15 protein-coding genes, 1 tRNA gene, 1 CRISPR repeat array and 1 other annotated feature are annotated in these 16606 nt (G+C 30.3%); of the genes, 14 read left to right on the top strand and 2 right to left on the bottom strand.

The genetic code is table 11. The annotated features are described in order from the left end of the window. Positions 1 to 43 precede the first annotated feature (43 nt). From AC5LAX_RS09540 to trmD, 10 genes are all read left to right on the top strand, one after another. Positions 44 to 811 carry a YdcF family protein gene (locus AC5LAX_RS09540; RefSeq protein WP_288908951.1) on the top strand — a complete coding sequence of 256 codons (768 nt, stop codon included), beginning with the start codon at positions 44 to 46 and terminating at the stop codon, positions 809 to 811. Positions 812 to 863: 52 nt separating this feature from the next. Next, positions 864 to 2681 carry an excinuclease ABC subunit UvrC gene (gene uvrC / locus AC5LAX_RS09535; protein ID WP_353888852.1) on the top strand — a complete coding sequence of 606 codons (1818 nt, stop codon included), beginning with the start codon at positions 864 to 866 and terminating at the stop codon, positions 2679 to 2681. Positions 2682 to 2764: 83 nt separating this feature from the next. Then, positions 2765 to 3015, top strand: a binding site (T-box leader). Positions 3016 to 3185: 170 nt separating this feature from the next. Next, positions 3186 to 4634 carry a sodium:solute symporter family protein gene (locus AC5LAX_RS09530; RefSeq protein ID WP_204920826.1) on the top strand — a complete coding sequence of 483 codons (1449 nt, stop codon included), beginning with the start codon at positions 3186 to 3188 and terminating at the stop codon, positions 4632 to 4634. A gap of 127 nt (positions 4635 to 4761) precedes the next feature. Beyond that, a complete protein-coding gene (gene ylxM / locus AC5LAX_RS09525) occupies positions 4762 to 5118 on the top strand; it encodes a YlxM family DNA-binding protein (protein ID WP_008538282.1) in 357 nt (118 codons plus the stop codon). A gap of 2 nt (positions 5119 to 5120) precedes the next feature. After that, positions 5121 to 6488 carry a signal recognition particle protein gene (gene ffh, locus AC5LAX_RS09520; protein WP_288908949.1) on the top strand — a complete coding sequence of 456 codons (1368 nt, stop codon included), beginning with the start codon at positions 5121 to 5123 and terminating at the stop codon, positions 6486 to 6488. A 43-nt stretch (positions 6489 to 6531) separates the two neighbouring features. Beyond that, the gene (gene rpsP, locus AC5LAX_RS09515; protein WP_008538280.1) at positions 6532 to 6807 is read left to right on the top strand and encodes a 30S ribosomal protein S16; all 276 of its coding nucleotides are present in this window, start codon (positions 6532 to 6534) and stop codon (positions 6805 to 6807) included. 15 nt (positions 6808 to 6822) lie between these two features. Next, entirely contained in the window at positions 6823 to 7053 is a 231-nt protein-coding gene (locus tag AC5LAX_RS09510; protein ID WP_018998918.1) for a KH domain-containing protein, read from the top strand. Between the two features lie 130 nt (positions 7054 to 7183). Continuing rightward, positions 7184 to 7591, top strand: a complete 408-nt coding sequence (locus tag AC5LAX_RS09505; protein ID WP_008538278.1) for a YlqD family protein — start codon at positions 7184 to 7186, stop codon at positions 7589 to 7591. Further along, positions 7563 to 8084 carry a ribosome maturation factor RimM gene (gene rimM, locus AC5LAX_RS09500; protein WP_288908948.1) on the top strand — a complete coding sequence of 174 codons (522 nt, stop codon included), beginning with the start codon at positions 7563 to 7565 and terminating at the stop codon, positions 8082 to 8084. The genes AC5LAX_RS09505 and rimM overlap by 29 nt, the downstream gene beginning before the upstream one ends. 2 nt (positions 8085 to 8086) lie before the next feature. Further along, positions 8087 to 8827 carry a tRNA (guanosine(37)-N1)-methyltransferase TrmD gene (trmD, locus tag AC5LAX_RS09495; RefSeq protein WP_115151289.1) on the top strand — a complete coding sequence of 247 codons (741 nt, stop codon included), beginning with the start codon at positions 8087 to 8089 and terminating at the stop codon, positions 8825 to 8827. Positions 8828 to 8889: 62 nt separating this feature from the next. Continuing rightward, a CRISPR array of direct repeats spans positions 8890 to 10823; the repeat unit is 30 nt; unit sequence ATTCAAATACAACACTTGTTAAAGTTAAAT. Positions 10824 to 11067: 244 nt separating this feature from the next. On the opposite strand, the gene AC5LAX_RS09490 is transcribed toward trmD, so the two are convergent. Next, positions 11068 to 11143: transfer RNA gene (locus AC5LAX_RS09490), tRNA-Lys, on the bottom strand. Positions 11144 to 11367: 224 nt separating this feature from the next. Here AC5LAX_RS09490 and AC5LAX_RS09485 point away from each other — a divergent pair. The 4 genes from AC5LAX_RS09485 to AC5LAX_RS09470 all read left to right on the top strand — a co-directional run bounded on the left by AC5LAX_RS09485 (position 11368) and on the right by AC5LAX_RS09470 (position 15941). Then, positions 11368 to 12633: an SLC13 family permease gene (locus AC5LAX_RS09485; RefSeq protein ID WP_018998915.1), complete on the top strand. Its 1266-nt coding sequence runs from the start codon at positions 11368 to 11370 to the stop codon at positions 12631 to 12633. Between the two features lie 64 nt (positions 12634 to 12697). Beyond that, positions 12698 to 14038 (top strand): serine hydroxymethyltransferase, encoded by a 1341-nt coding sequence (gene glyA, locus AC5LAX_RS09480; RefSeq protein WP_288908947.1) that lies wholly within the window; start codon positions 12698 to 12700, stop codon positions 14036 to 14038. 119 nt (positions 14039 to 14157) lie between these two features. Further along, positions 14158 to 14592, top strand: a complete 435-nt coding sequence (locus tag AC5LAX_RS09475; RefSeq protein WP_204922702.1) for a DUF3887 domain-containing protein — start codon at positions 14158 to 14160, stop codon at positions 14590 to 14592. 173 nt (positions 14593 to 14765) lie between these two features. Next, positions 14766 to 15941: an MFS transporter gene (locus AC5LAX_RS09470; protein ID WP_288908945.1), complete on the top strand. Its 1176-nt coding sequence runs from the start codon at positions 14766 to 14768 to the stop codon at positions 15939 to 15941. A 55-nt stretch (positions 15942 to 15996) separates the two neighbouring features. On the opposite strand, the gene AC5LAX_RS09465 is transcribed toward AC5LAX_RS09470, so the two are convergent. After that, positions 15997 to 16605 (bottom strand): P-loop nucleotide/nucleoside kinase family protein, encoded by a 609-nt coding sequence (locus AC5LAX_RS09465; protein WP_018998911.1) that lies wholly within the window; start codon positions 16603 to 16605, stop codon positions 15997 to 15999. Position 16606 lies beyond the last annotated feature (1 nt).

Below are 16606 nucleotides of genomic sequence, written 5' to 3'. Positions count from 1 at the left end.
TTATAATTTTTAGGGGAAAAAGTACGTTATAGGAGGTATATTTATGCTTTATTTAGTCAAGATTTTTTATGCTTTTATAATTCCACCGGGAGGAATTATATCACTTCTGATTTTATTTAATATTTATTTATATTGGAAAAAGATTAAAGGTAAATATATTTTAAGCATGATTACTTTATTGTTTTATTTATTATCTACAAATTTTATAGCTTATCATTTAGTTAAGCCATTGGAGAATTTTTATCAAAATAAAACTATTGAACAGTTAAAACAAGATAAAAATGATGTGATAATTATGCTAGGTGGCGGTGCGATAAATGTAGCAGATATTGATGGCGAAGGGCAAGTTTCAGGATATGTAGCTAATCGCATGATTACAGTTATGAGATTACAAAAAGAATTAGATATTCCTATTATTTTATCTGGCGGAAAGGTGTTTGAAGATACAGGAAGAGAAGCTGATATTGAAAAGCGTATATTTGAAGGTATGGGCATAAATTCGCAAGCTTTGATATTAGAAAATCAGAGTAGAAATACAGTGGAAAATGTGCAAAATAGTAAGGTTATAATGGAAGAATATAATTTTACTAAGCCATTAGTTATCACATCTGGTTTTCACTTACCAAGAGCAATGGAAATATTTGCACGTGAAGGAATTGAAGCTACGCCATATGTAGCAGATTATCAAATGAGTGATGAGTTAGTCTTTAGTATTTTTAATTTCTTACCTAATAATGGTAGTTTGAATACATCTTGTATGGCTATTCGTGAATATTTGGGTATTTTGGCTTTAAAATTAAAAATGCAATGAGTTTTAATATAAATAATAAATATAATTAGATTAAAGAGAATATAAAATGATGATTAATGAAGTATTACAAGAAAAATTAAAATTATTGCCTACAAAATCAGGTGTTTATTTGATGAAAAATAAGCAAAAACAGATTATATATGTAGGTAAAGCGATTAATTTAAAAAATCGTGTGCGACAATATTTTCAATCGAGTAGAAATCATTCAGCAAAAACAATTGCTATGGTGTCACATATAGAAGATTTTGAAACAATAGTTACAGATAATGAATTAGAAGCATTGATTTTAGAATGTAATTTGATAAAAAAACATCATCCTAAATATAATATTATGCTTCGTGATGATAAGACTTATCCCTATTTAAAGATTACTTTAAATGAAAAATATCCAAGAATAGTAACTACCCGTCGCCTTATCAAAGATGGCTCAAGATATTTTGGCCCATATACAAGTTCTACAGCAATGAAGGAAACTTTAAATTTATTGCGTAAATTATTCCCTTTGCGAACTTGCAAGCATTTAGCAGATAGACCTTGTTTAGAATATCATATAAAAAGATGTTTAGCTCCTTGTGCTAATTATATTGATGAAGATACTTATAAAGATATGGTAGATGGCGTATGTTTATTCTTAGAAGGTAAAAGTGAAGTTGTAGAGCAGAATTTAGCGAAAAAAATGCAGATGGCAGCACAGAATTTAGATTTTGAGAAAGCTGCTAGATTGAGAGACCAATTATTAGCTGTGCGCAAGATAATGGAAAAACAAAAGATATTATTAGATGATGGTGATATAGATGCTATCGGTATTGCTAGAGCTAATTATGGAATTTGTATAGAGATATTTTTTATTCGCAATGGTAAAATGTTAGGTCGCAATCAATTTTTATTAAATGATGAAGATGATGATGAAAAAAATTTGATAACAGCCTTTTTGAAGCAATATTATAATGACGCGGTGGACATTCCTAAAGAAATATTGATACCAGAAGAGATAGCAGAAATAGAATTATTGCAAGAATGGCTTTGGGCAGAAAAGAAGAAAAAGACCAAAATTTTATTGCCTAAACGTGGTGTGAAAAAAGATATTTTGATGATGGCAAAAGAAAATGCAGAAAAATATTTATTAGAGCAAGAGCAAAAATTAAAAGATATGAAGGCTCGTAGTTTAGGTGCTGTCTATGATTTACAAAAATATTTAAATTTACCAAAGCCACCGATGCGTATGGAATGTTTTGATATATCACATATTCAAGGTTCAGAAACAGTAGCTTCTATGGTAGTATTTCAAGATGGCAAGCCAGATAAAAATTCTTATCGCAGATTTAAGATAAATTCTACTGAAGGAAAACCAGATGATTTTATGTCGATGAGGGAAGTAACTACTCGCAGATATGTAGGCGTTGATAAAAATGATTTACCAGATTTGATAATCATTGATGGCGGTAAAGGTCAATTGAGCTCGGCTTTGGAAATTATTCGTGGAGCAGGTCATTATAGCGTCCCTGTAGTAGGGCTTGCTAAGCAATTTGAATATATTTTTACAGAACAATCATCAGAGCCTGTTATTTTGCCACGACAATCAGATGCTTTATATTTAGTGCAAAGTATAAGAGATGAAGCTCATCGCTTTGCTATTACTTATCATCGTAAACTTAGAACAAAACGCAATAAAATATCTATATTAGATAATATCTCTGGAATTGGTGCTAAGCGAAGAAAAAGTTTATTTGACCATTTTGAAACGATACAAAATATAAAAAATGCTTCAGTTGATGAATTGATGGCGGTACCAGGAATTAGCGAGCAAATAGCAAAATCTATATATAATTTTTTCCGCACACATGAGTTAGTGAGCAGTAAATTAAAATAAATTTACAACTACACATTTAATTTACAAGTTTACAATAAATAATCATTGACAAATATGAATTTTATTGTTATAGTAATAGACAGATAAAAACAGTGAAGAGGAAAAGTAGATTTATGAAGCTTGCAGAGAGCTATGGTTTGGTGGGACATAGTAGTGAATTAAATTGAAATACACCTTAGAGTTGCAAGGCTGAACAATTATAATAATTGAGATTAATTAAGTAAGTTTTGTCGGAGTGCCTCCGTTATCATGGGCTAGGATATGTTAGTATCCGAATGAGTGGCTAAAAAAGCAAATTGGGTGGTACCACGGGTTATAACAGCTCGTCCCTATATAGGGGCGAGCTTTTTTGTATGCTTTTTTAGTTAGATGAATTTATTTTAAACTTATATCAGCTGATAATAATACTTAAGTTTTTGACAAATTAAAATTTAATCTGCAGTAATTTAAAGATTGATGTTAAAGTAAAAATTTTGATTAACATCATAAGAAAGGATGAAAACTATGTCTATTCAATTAATGATAGTCTGTCTATATGTAGTATTATTATTTGCAATATCTTTTTATGTAAAACATCGCGCTAATAAAAATCCTATGGAGTATTTATTTGCAGGAAGAAAATTATCTACATCACTTATTGCTTTTAATGTAACAGGTCTTGCTGTAGGGGCTGCTTCTACTGTTGGTGTGGCAGAAAATGCAACACAGGTAGGAATAGCAGCTGGTTGGTACAATGGAGCATGGGCTATTGGTGCTGTGGTTATGGGAATTTTAGCCGCAGGAAAATATAGACAAATGGGTTGTTCTACGATACCAGAATTGTTTGAACGTTATTATGATAAAAAAGGTCGTCTTATAAGTGCAATTGGTTTAGCAATCATTCTTATTTGTATTACTTCGCTTCAATATGTAGCAGGCGGGGCAATTTTATCAACACTTATGCCAGATATATTTTCTATGAAAACAGGCATGATAATGAGTGCTATAGTTTTCATCGGTATCACTGTTGTGGGTGGATTGTGGTCTTCTGGTATGTCCAATATGATAAGCGTTAGCTTGATTTATTTAGGAATTTTATATTCAACTATTTCTGTCGTAGATAATAATGGTGGTCTTGTAAATATTAATAATAATTTACCTGTAGTTGATTTTTCTTGGTTTAGTCCTATTGGTGGCTTAGGTTTAGCTGTAGTATTGGGTTGGATTTTAATTATGATATCTCAAGCACTCACATTACAGGGAACTGTACAGATTGCCTGCGGTGCAAAAGATGCTAAAACAGCAAAAAAAGGCTTTATTTTAGGTGGAGCATTGATTTTTCCAATTGGCTTTTTATCAGCTATTTTAGGTTTAGCAGCTAAAGTTCAATATCCAGATATTAATCCAACTATGGCACTTCCTCAAATCATTATGAGCTTAGATCCTGTAGTTTCAGGGATAACACTTGCAGCATTATGGGCAGCAGATGTTTCCACTGCTTGTACAATATTATTAGGTGCAGGCACACTTATTTCTCAGGATATTTATAAACGTTTTATTAATCCACAAGTAACAACTGCAAAATTTTTGCAAGTAAATCGTTTAGTTATATTATTAGTAGGTCTTGCTACTTTATGGTTAGCATTTAATGCAGTGGGAATTTTAAAAACTATGATGATTGGTTTAAGTTTGACTACTGCATTTACTGTGGTATTTTTATTTACTGTATTTGCTCCTAGCCTTTGTCGTAAAAATTCAGCATTTTACACTACTGTTGTAGGTTTGATAGGGTTGGTTTTATGGCAATTTGTACCGCAGATACATGTATTGCCACATGTAATTTATTTTGAATGGATTATTTGTATAATCAGCTTTTTGATTATCAGTGTTGTAGATAAACAGCCAATTAAAATAGTTAAGAAAGAAACTACATCAGCAAAAGTAATGGTAAATCAAGAAGTTTTGAGCAGATAAAAATAAATAATAAAATTTATAACCTGACAAGTAAAAATACTTGACAGGTTATTTTTTGTCATATATAATAGTCAAAGTCGTAGGACATAATTAGTTTTGGTGAATAATGAAAGCTCAGGTGGTTTAAATGTTAGAAAAGTTTTTGCACATGAGCGCTTTATTTGATATTTATGGGGCTTTGCTAACTGACAAACAGAAACGTTGTCTACAAATGCACTTATTCGAAGATTTTTCACTATCAGAGATAAGTACAGAGTTAGGAATTTCACGTCAAGCTGTTTATGACATGTTGCGTCGCAGTGAGCAAATCATGCAGCAATATGAAGATAAATTAGGTTTGGCAGCCCGTTCGACAAAAGAAAAAACAGAGCTTTTGTCAATTTTATCTGATTTATTAGCATTAAAGCAGGAATCAGAAGATAACAGGCTTAATAATATAATAAGACGTATTTCTGTGTTAACAAATGATAGCAAGGAGGCATAAATTTGATTTTTGAAAATTTAGCTGATCGTTTGCAAGAGACTTTTAAAAAATTGCGTGGTCATGGTAAATTAACAGCTGATGATGTTAATGCTACCATGCGAGAAATTCGCATAGCTTTATTAGAAGCCGATGTAAACTTTAAAGTAGTTAAAGATTTTATTAAAAAAATAAAAGAACGTGCAGTAGGACAAGAAGTTTTAGAGTCCTTGACACCTGCACAAGCTGTTATTAAAATTGTTAACGAAGAGTTAACAGCATTGATGGGGCAGACTCAAAGTCATATAAACATTTCACCAAAAGCTCCTACAATCATCATGATGGTAGGTCTTCAAGGGGCAGGTAAAACAACATCTGCTGGTAAACTTGGTTTGATGTTTAAAAAGCAAGGCAAACACCCATTGATGGTTGCAGCAGATATCTATCGTCCAGCAGCTATCAAGCAGTTACAAATACTCGGTAATCAAATTGATATTCCAGTATTTGCTAAAGAAGATTGTAAAGATGCTGTGCGTATCGCTAATGAAGCAATAGATTATGCAAAATCTCATGCTAATGACATTGTAATCATCGATACAGCAGGACGACTTCATATAGATGAAAACCTCATGCAAGAGTTGAAATCTATAAAAGAAGATGTAAAACCGCATGAAATCTTATTAGTAGTTGATGCAATGACTGGTCAAGATGCAGTTAATGTAGCAGAAAGCTTCAATAATGATTTAGGTTTAGATGGTGTTATCTTAACTAAAATGGACGGGGATGCTCGCGGTGGTGCGGCGCTTTCCGTTAAAGCTGTTACAGGTTGCCCTATTAAATTTGTGGGTGCTGGTGAAAAATTAGAAGCCTTAGAACCATTTTATCCAGATAGAATGGCTTCTCGTATCTTAGGTATGGGTGATGTGCTTACTTTAATTGAAAAGGCACAGACTGCTTTTGATGCAGAAGAAGCAAAAAAAATGGAAAAAGCTTTCCGCAAAAATGAATTTACATTAGATGATTTCTTATCTCAATTAAATCAAGTGAGAAAGCTTGGCTCTTTTGAAAATATCTTAGGTATGATACCTGGTATGGGTGGACTTAAGAAAAAACTCGGTGATGTGGATATCGATATGAATGGTAAAGAAATCAAACATATCGAAGCTATTATTAGAGCCATGACACCAGAAGAAAAAAGAAATACAAAAATCATCAATGGTTCTCGCCGTAAGCGTATCGCTATGGGTAGTGGAACAAAAGTTCAGGAAGTCAATAAGCTCTTAAAGCAATTTGATGAAATGAAAAAAATGATGAAGAAAATGTCTAATATGAAACAGTTAAATAAGAAAGGTAAAAAAGGAAAAGGCGGTTTTAAACTTCCTTTCTTTAGATAAACCTTCTATAATATAACTTAATCACTTTAAGGAGGTGAAAACATTGGCAGTTAAAATTCGTTTAAATCGTATGGGTGCTAAAAAACGTCCATTCTATCGTATCGTTGTAGCAGATTCTCGTGCTCCACGTGATGGTCGTTTCATCGAAATCTTAGGTAACTATGATTCCACAAAAGAACCTGCTATTATCAATATTGATGAAGAAAAAACTTTAGACTGGATGCTCAAAGGTGCTCAGCCTACAGATACAGTTAAATCTTTACTTAGCAAAAAAGGTATCATGACTAAATTTGATGCAGCTAAACATGCTAAGAAATAAGAAAGAGGCAAATAGATGAAGGAACTTGTTGAAGTAATAGCAAAATCACTCGTTGATTATCCAGAACAAGTTACTGTTGATGAAATCATTGATGGTAATCATGTTTTGTTAAAATTGCGTGTAGCTTCAGCTGACATGGGAAAAGTCATTGGTAAACAAGGCCGTATAGCCAAAGCCATGAGAACTGTAGTGAAAGCTGCAGCTTCCTGTGAAAATAAAAAAGTTACAGTTGATATCATCGAATAATTGCAATAAAAATAGCCGAAGGTCGATTATGACTTTCGGCTTTCTCTTTATCCAAAATCTTTTCATTATAATATATATATGATAGTATATATCATGAGATTAATGAAATAATTAAAGTGAGGTTATAATTATGGAAAGCATTTCTTTACAATGTCCAGTAACAATTAAAGTAAAAGTTACTGAAAAATTTAGAGCTAAAATGTTAGATAAAATGGAAAAACAATTAGCAGAAGTAGATTTAAAATTATCTAAAATCGACATTCAAAAGAAAAAATTTTTAGAAGAACATGCTGAAGATAATATTCAACAAGTCGGAGCAATTGTTCAAAAAATGGAAGTAGACAAAGCTAAAGGTTTAAAATTAAAAGCTAAAATTGAACAAGATATTGCTGATATGAAACATTTAGGTTTAGGTGCTGAAATTATTCAAGGTACTATGCAACATGTATTTAATGTAAAAGTTGGCGATAAAATGCCAGCTGTTATGAATACTGAAATTATCGTAGAGGATGAAAAAATCATTGAAATCCGCAACTAATAAAAAGATTATTATTGGTAAAATCGGTGCAGCTCATGGTGTTAGAGGAGATATGAAAGTATATCCTTTAACAGATTTTCCGGATAGATTTAATACTATAAAAAAAGCATATGTAGACGATAAAGAAATAAATATTATTTCTACTCGCTATCAGGGGAATTTTGTAGTTATGAAAGTAGAAGGTGTTAATTCTCGTGAAGAAGTAGCACGTTTTACGAATAAATTATTGAAAATAAATCGCAGTGATGTGCCACCACTTGAAGATGGAGAATATTATGTTTTTGATATAATCGGACTTCAAGTAATCAATCAAGATGATGTTGTTTTAGGTGAAATAACAGAAATTTTGAAAACTGGTAGCAATGATGTATATATTACTAAAGCTAAAGATGGCAGACAAATTTTAATTCCAGCATTAAAGAAAGTAGTTACTGAAATAAATATTGAAGATGGATTTATGAAAGTAATTTGGGATGAAAATCAGGATGTGTAATTATGAGAATAGATATATTATCCTTATTTCCTGAGATGTTTGGCGGAGTTTTTGGTTGTAGTATTACTAAAAGAGCGATTGAAAAAAATATTTTAGATATACAAATAACAAATCCTCGTGATTTTGCTTTTAATAAGCATAATCAAGTTGATGATACAGCTTATGGTGGTGGTGCTGGCATGGTGATGAAACCAGAGCCATTATTTAGAGCTGTAGAAGACGTTAAAGCTAAAACGCAAATTGAAAATAGCAAGGTTATATTGATGTGTCCTACTGGAAAAGTATTCACTCAAGAAAAAGCGAAAGAACTTGCTAATTTTGATCAGTTAATATTTATCTGTGGTCATTATGAAGGCTTTGATAATCGTGTGGTACAAAATTTAGCTGATGAAGTAATTTCTATTGGCGATTATGTATTAACAGGTGGAGAACTTCCTGCTATGGTGGTAATTGATGCTGTATCAAGAATGCTTCCAGGCGTATTAGGTTCTGGAGAGTCTGCGCCAACAGATTCTTTTTATAATGGGCTTTTAGAATATCCACAATATACAAAACCACGTGAGTATAGAGGTCTTAGCGTACCTGATGTACTACTTTCAGGAGACCATGCTAAAATAGCAAAATGGCGTCGACAAGAATCTTTGCGTGTTACGTATACAAATAGACCAGACTTACTTGAAAAAGTAGAATTAAGCAAAGATGATAAGAAATTTTTAGAGGAATTGAAAAATAATTCTAAATAGAAAAAGGCTTTTAATAGAAGACAAAATCTATTAAAAGCCTTTTATAATTTTTTAATAATAAGATTTAGATACAACACTTGTTAAAGTTAAATAGATGGTGCAACAATAGCTGGTTTTGATGCTGATGGATTCAAATACAACACTTGTTAAAGTTAAATGCTTGTATGCAATAGCTAGGCAAATTCATTAGTATTATTCAAATACAACACTTGTTAAAGTTAAATTAGATAAAATGCGTGTTGATGAACCATTTGGAAAATTCAAATACAACACTTGTTAAAGTTAAATTATTTAATTTAATATATTATAAAGGTGTAAATAATTATTCAAATACAACACTTGTTAAAGTTAAATTGGGCAAATCAATATTTAATGGTATGCAAATACAACTATTCAAATACAACACTTGTTAAAGTTAAATACTACTACATAATCAGCACCTCCACCATTTCCACTTATTCAAATACAACACTTGTTAAAGTTAAATACATACTATAATATCTTTATTTTGCGACCACCCTATTCAAATACAACACTTGTTAAAGTTAAATATATTGTTATGTTCCTGCTTGCAGATTTAAAAAGCGATTCAAATACAACACTTGTTAAAGTTAAATTTGTGTTTGTATCCGATGGCAACTTATACTTTTTAAATTCAAATACAACACTTGTTAAAGTTAAATTAGGCAAAAACTACTTAGGACAAAAAGACAATCCAAAATTCAAATACAACACTTGTTAAAGTTAAATGACTAATGCCAGTATCTTTGCTTACTCTATAAGCAGAATTCAAATACAACACTTGTTAAAGTTAAATCTAATCGTGTTATTTATGCTGGTGGTAAATCTTCATTCAAATACAACACTTGTTAAAGTTAAATCACTCGCAGATGCACCAACTACTGCAACGTTATTATATTCAAATACAACACTTGTTAAAGTTAAATTAGACAATTGCGTTGAGCCAGATTTTAGGGACGCATTCAAATACAACACTTGTTAAAGTTAAATTGATGAACAGGTATCTCACATCATCATTTTGATTGTATTCAAATACAACACTTGTTAAAGTTAAATCTTTTGCAGAAGTATTAGAATACAGTGCAAAAATATATTCAAATACAACACTTGTTAAAGTTAAATCTAGAAAGGTTTGACACATGTTAATAGTTGTTAAATTCAAATACAACACTTGTTAAAGTTAAATTGGCGTACCATTCAATATCATCTTATATTTGCAAAAATTCAAATACAACACTTGTTAAAGTTAAATAACAGCAGGTATTGCAGGCATAATAACGGTTTCATAATTCAAATACAACACTTGTTAAAGTTAAATAGACTGTGCTTCTTTAGGTGTAAAAGAATACAAAGAATTCAAATACAACACTTGTTAAAGTTAAATTTGCTACTCCTGCACCAACTAAGGAGGAAACTAATTCAAATACAACACTTGTTAAAGTTAAATGATAGTACAAGTGGTCCACAATAATATTTTTAGTAGATTCAAATACAACACTTGTTAAAGTTAAATGTGGAAGATATCCACGGTTCTTTACCCAGTGATTTATTCAAATACAACACTTGTTAAAGTTAAATTTGCAACATAAACGAATTAGCATGTGATTACAACGAATTCAAATACAACACTTGTTAAAGTTAAATCAAGTAGATTGGTGATGTTAAAAGAACAAGAAGAAATTCAAATACAACACTTGTTAAAGTTAAATAGATAAACAACCACTAGAAGCAAATAAACAAGCTATATTCAAATACAACACTTGTTAAAGTTAAATTCGCAAATTTGTAGAGATATGGACGGAAAAGTTTTATTCAAATACAACACTTGTTAAAGTTAAATTGAGGATAAAAATTATAAAATTGTTTTACTTTATAAATTCAAATACAACACTTGTTAAAGTTAAATTAAACCAAAGGAATATCATATGCAATATTTCTGTTTGGAATTCAAATACAACACTTGTTAAAGTTAAATGCTAGAAAAATCAATCTTTATGATTTTCATTATACTATTAAAAGTATTGATATACAAGGATTTTAGTTGTTTTTTACCAGCGATAATAGGATTTTTGGAGATTTTATAAAAAGGTTTAATTTTCAAGCTTTAGAGGAGTTTTTCTTAATTTTAGCTGGTAATTTTATGGTAAATAAAATTTTATCAAGTAGTAAAAAACAAAAAGCAACTATCATTGATAGTTGCTTTAATTTTATAAATCATATGGTGACCCACCCGGGACTCGAACCCGGAACCTGCTGATTAAGAGTCAGATGCTCTACCAATTGAGCTAGTGAGTCATTAATAACAAAAATTATTATACTGCTCATTTATGTATTTTGCAATACTTTTTTATAATTTTTTTCATATGACTAAAATGTTATAAAATTTAATAAATAATTTTCAATAGTAAAACTTAAAAATATGTAATCTTTTTTCGTATTGTCTTAGAATTTATGAATAATTATGATATAATAAAAATTACTGTTGCAGAAATAAAAAAATATTTGATAGGAGGAATTTTATGAGCCCTGCAGTAATAACTTTATGCGTTTTAGCTGTAGCAGCATTTTTCTTTGTAACAGAGCTTATTCCATTGGCTGTTACGGCTATAGGTGCATCTATTGCATTAGGTCTTTTAGGAGTACTTACTCCACAACAAGTGTTTTCTGGTCTTTCTGATTCCACAGTAGTTTTATTTGCTGGTATGTTTGTCATTGGAGCAGCGATGTTTCAGACTGGATTGGCACAAAAAATTGGTATAAAAGTAGTAAAAAGCGCTGGAACTAGTGAAAATCGTTTGATGGCAGCTTTGATGTGCATTACTATTTTATTATCAGCAGTATCATCAAATACAGCTACAGTAGCTTGTTTGATGCCAGTAGTAATTCAAATTTGTGCGGTAGCAAAAATACCTGTATCCCCACAATTGATGGCATTAGCAGTAGCTGCAAATGTTGGTGGAACAATCACCATGGTTGGTACCCCACCAAATATTTTAATGAGTGCAACACTTCAGGCAACAGGTTTGGAACCTTTTGGATTTTTTGAATTTGCGTATATTGGTGTACCTTTGTCTATAGCTGGTATGGTTTATATGCTAAGTATAGGTAGAAAATTCTGTCCTAGACATTATGTAGAAACTGTAGAGAATGATAAAGCTTCAGATGAAGTTAAAGATCCAAAGAAAATGATAATATGTACTGTTATCTTAATTTTAGTTGTATTAGGTATGGCTTTTGAAAAAAATATTGGTATACCAATGCAAACTACTGCGATAATAGGAGCGTTAGCTTGCGTATTAACAGGTTGTTTATCTGAAAAACAAGCTTATTTAGGTATTGACTGGGTTACTATTTTCTTATTTGCAGGTATGCTACCACTTGCTTCAGCTATGGATAAAAGTGGTGCAGGTAAAATGATAGCAGATGGTGTAGTAGGAATTATTGGGGATAATCCATCTCCAATGTTAATAGTTGTAGCAATGTTTATTTTATCTTGTGGGCTTACACAATTTATGTCAAATACAGCTGCTGCAGCATTATTAGCACCAATTGGTATATCTATAGCACAATCTATAGGTGCATCACCTTATCCTGTGCTTATGGCAATAGGTATTGCTGCTTCTTGTGCATTTACAACACCAGTCGCAACGCCACCGAATACTTTGATACTGATACCAGGTCATTTTAAATTTATGGATTATGTAAAAGTCGGTTTGCCACTTGTTGTAGTTTCTCTAGTTGTTTGCATGATTGTAATTCCTTTCTTCTGGCCATTTTTCCCATGATGAATATCAGATAGTATAAGAGAGTTTTATTTTAGATTTTATTTATAGTTAAAGGATTGATTTTATGGATAGAGAAAATGCTCTTAGTACGATTGCTTCATTTGATACAGAATTATATACATTCTTTCAAGAAGAGGTACAAAGACAAAAATATACCTTATCTTTTATGCCAGAGGAAAATTATTCATCACCTTTAAGCACATATCTTGAAGGTAGTATTTTGTCAAATACATTGACAACACATCATGATGAAGCTAAACCTACAGGCTTAGAAGAAATCACTATTAATCGCATTAATAAATTATTTGGCAGTGAACATGCAGTTATTCGTTTAGAAAGTATAGCAGCTGCTTCTCGCGTTGTTTTTTATAGTTTAGCTAAAAAAGGCGATACTATATTATCTTTAGATAATAGAAAAAGCGACCATTGTAATAGTAAAAATTTAGAATTTAATTTTGTTAGATTTAGTATTGACCCTAAAACACAATTATTAAATCTAGATAGAGTTGAACAAATAGCCAAAGAACATAAACCTAAAGTGATAATTTTTTCACCAGTTAATTATCCAAGAGTTATAGATTATGAAAGATTAGCTAAAATTGCACATGATATAGGTGCTTATATGTGGTTTGATATTTGTCAAAATGTAGGTCTTGTAGCAACAGGACAAATACCTTCACCTGTACCTTATGCAGATGTAGTAACTTTTTCAACACATGATTCTTTAAGAGGACCACAAAGTTCAGTGATTTTATGTAAAAAAGAATTAGCTGATATCATTGATAAAACAGTTATCACTACAGGACATTTTTCTTTGAAAAAAAATATTTTAGCTAGTTTAGCTGTTATATTTAAAGAAGCGACTACAGAAAAATTCAAACAGTATACTAAACAAGTTGTATTAAATGCGAAAGCACTTCAAAAAGGACTAGAAGAAGAAGGCATTACAATTTTATGTAAAGGAACTGATACAAATTTAGTTTTAGTGAACCTTACTAAATTAGGTATTAGCTGTAAAAAAGCGCATAATGCTTTACAAAGTGCAGGTTTTATCGTAAAACCAACTGTATTATCTACTTGTGATGAAAATCTTAATTTTGAAATCTTGAGATTATCTAGTTTGATTTTAACAACTAGAGGGCTTAAAGAAGTGCAGATGAAACACATTGGTAAAATGATGGCTAAGGTATTGAAAAATATTGATGACATGGCAATCATTGAAGAAGTAAGACAAGAAGCCGTAGATATTGCTATGGAATGTCCATTATTTTCTGATGAATGGTTAGCGTTTAAAGATGTATTAAATCCTCTTTATAGTGCAAAAGATATAAATATATCTCATGAATTAGCAGCTGAAAGAAAAATGGCTGTAATGAAAAAATTATTTAGTTTCATGAAAAAATAACATTTATTTAGTATAAAATTTATTTATAGATATTTATATTAATAATAAAGCTTATTGTAGTAATATAAATTAAATGTTATACTAAGAGAAAAATAAATAAAACTAAGGGAGGTTTTATAATGAAAAAAATAGTATTGATTTTTGTAGCTGTTATGATGATGGCATTTTCTAGTGTGTGTATGGCAGCTGATGGCGGAGATTTAAATAAAGATCAAAAAGTTGCTGAAACATTTATCAGTGGTATTACAACAGAAAAAGTTCCATATGATAAATTAGGAGCAAATATTGATAATGGATTAAAAAAGAATTTTGATGCAAAAGCATATGATGCATTAAAAAATGAAGTGAAAACTAAATTTGGTGATTTGAAAGAAAGTAAATTTTATTCTTTTGAACGTTATAATAATCAAGACAAAGTAACATATTTAACTTCTTTTAGCCAAGAAAATGTTGTAGCCATAGTTTTTGTTTTTGATAAAAATAATAAATTATTAGAATTTGGTTTATTACCTATACAACAAAATCAACAAGCTCAAGAAAGTGCTCAACAATAATTGTATTTTTATAAATTAAATAAGTAATTAAATTAAAGAATAGGATTTTTATATGGTTATATAAAAATCTATTCTTTTTTTTTATATACTAGTTAAATAGTATTGTAAAAAATAAAAAAGATGATAGAATTAATATCTATGTCGGGGAATAAATTTAAGAAAGGGAGTTTTTTATGGAGAAGCTTTGGTCAAAGGATTATGTATTAAACATTGTAGGCAATTTGTTATTATTTGTAGTATTTTATTTATTGATGGTTTATACAACTAAATTGGCTATTACAGAATTTAATGTTTCCGTCAGTGAAGCGGGATTAGCCTCAGGGATTTTCATTGTGGGCGCATTAGTAGCACGTTTAGTTATTAGTAGATATATGGATTTCATTGGTAGAAAAAGAATGTTAATCATTGCAGTAGTAATTCATGCTATATGTACATTTGGTTATCATTTTATTGATGGTATGTTGTTTTTATGTACATTGCGTTTTGTACAGGGTATGACTTATGGTATGGCTTCTACTGTTATTGCTACTACAGTAGCGTCTATTGTTCCAGAGAGTAGACGTGGTGAAGGTATTGGTTATTTTACTTTGAGCATTACTTTAGGCTCTGCAATTGGTCCGTTTTTAGGAATTAGTTTACCACAGATAAATCCTCTATATGCACTTGTTTTATGTGATGTTTTATCAATTAGTTTAATTGTTTTGGCTTTTATTTTGAATATAACAGAAATAAAAGTAGGTTTCCGTCAACGTGTAGAAGTTAAATCTTTTCGTTTAAGAACTTTCTTTGAACCTACAGCTATTCCAATTTCTATCGTAGCATTGTTAGGTGCGATTGGTTATTCTGCCGTAATGAGTTATATTGGTACATATAGTGAAACTATTGGTTTATTATTAGGTGGAAGTTTATTTTATATAGCATATTCTATCGCTTGTTTAATTTTTAGACCTATATCTGGTGTAATGATCGATAGATATGGTAATCATGTGGTAATGGTACCTATTTTATTCACTATGATTTTAGGATTTGTTGCTATTGCTTTAGCTCATTCTAATTTAGTATTATTGTTAGGTGCTGTTTTAGTAGGTATAGGATATGGTTCTATTCCTTCAGCAGGTCAAACTATTGCTGTACAAAAAGTTAAGTTAAATAAATTTAGTTTAGCAACTTCAACATTATATATAGCATTGGATTTAGGAAATGGCATAGGGCCATATATTTTAGGTATGGTTGTGCCTATATATGGCTTTAGAGCAGTTTATATGTGTTCAGCAATAGCGGCTTTATTAGCATTTTTATTTTATATAGGTATGATCATAAAATCTCGAAAAGAAAATATGGCAGTGTAAAATAAAAATAACATCTCTAATCTTCTTATTAAGAAATAGAGATGTTATTTTTATTTTAATTTTTTATTATGTGATTTAAGTTAGATAATAATGTTTTATAATCAGCAGTTGTGAAATCACTAACATCGATCGTTAATAAATCACCTAGTTGAAATTTATTATATCCTCTGTTCAGACATCTATTAATAAATTCATCATGAGATAATAATCCCTCAGCATGAGTTCTATCAATAGTTTTTTGCTTAGGGTCATATTTGTTTAAAATATGTCCTAAATGTCTAGAATGATCTAAGTCCCTAGTTTTTTGTCGCTTAAATAAAATTTCTAAATCAGCAGTCATTCTGATCGTAATGATTTTATAATTATATTTTTTAGATAAATTTAATAGATAATTTTTTTGTTTATCACTAAAAGGATAATCACTAATGATATTTTTATCAGAAATCATTAATTTTTCAATAAAAGAATAGTAGTATTCCCAACTTAAATTGATCAATTTATTTTTTTCATCTAAGTTTTTAAAACCATATTTATCCCATAATTGTTCTTTTACTTCATCAGGTGAAAAAGTAACAAAATCAGGATATTCTTTTAGTATCATTTTACATAAATAGGATTTTCCTGTACCAGGATATCCCGCAATTAAAATTAAAAAATTTTTCATA

The organism is Megamonas sp. (assembly GCF_986095205.1).
This window is presented reverse-complemented; position numbering and strand designations above follow the sequence as displayed.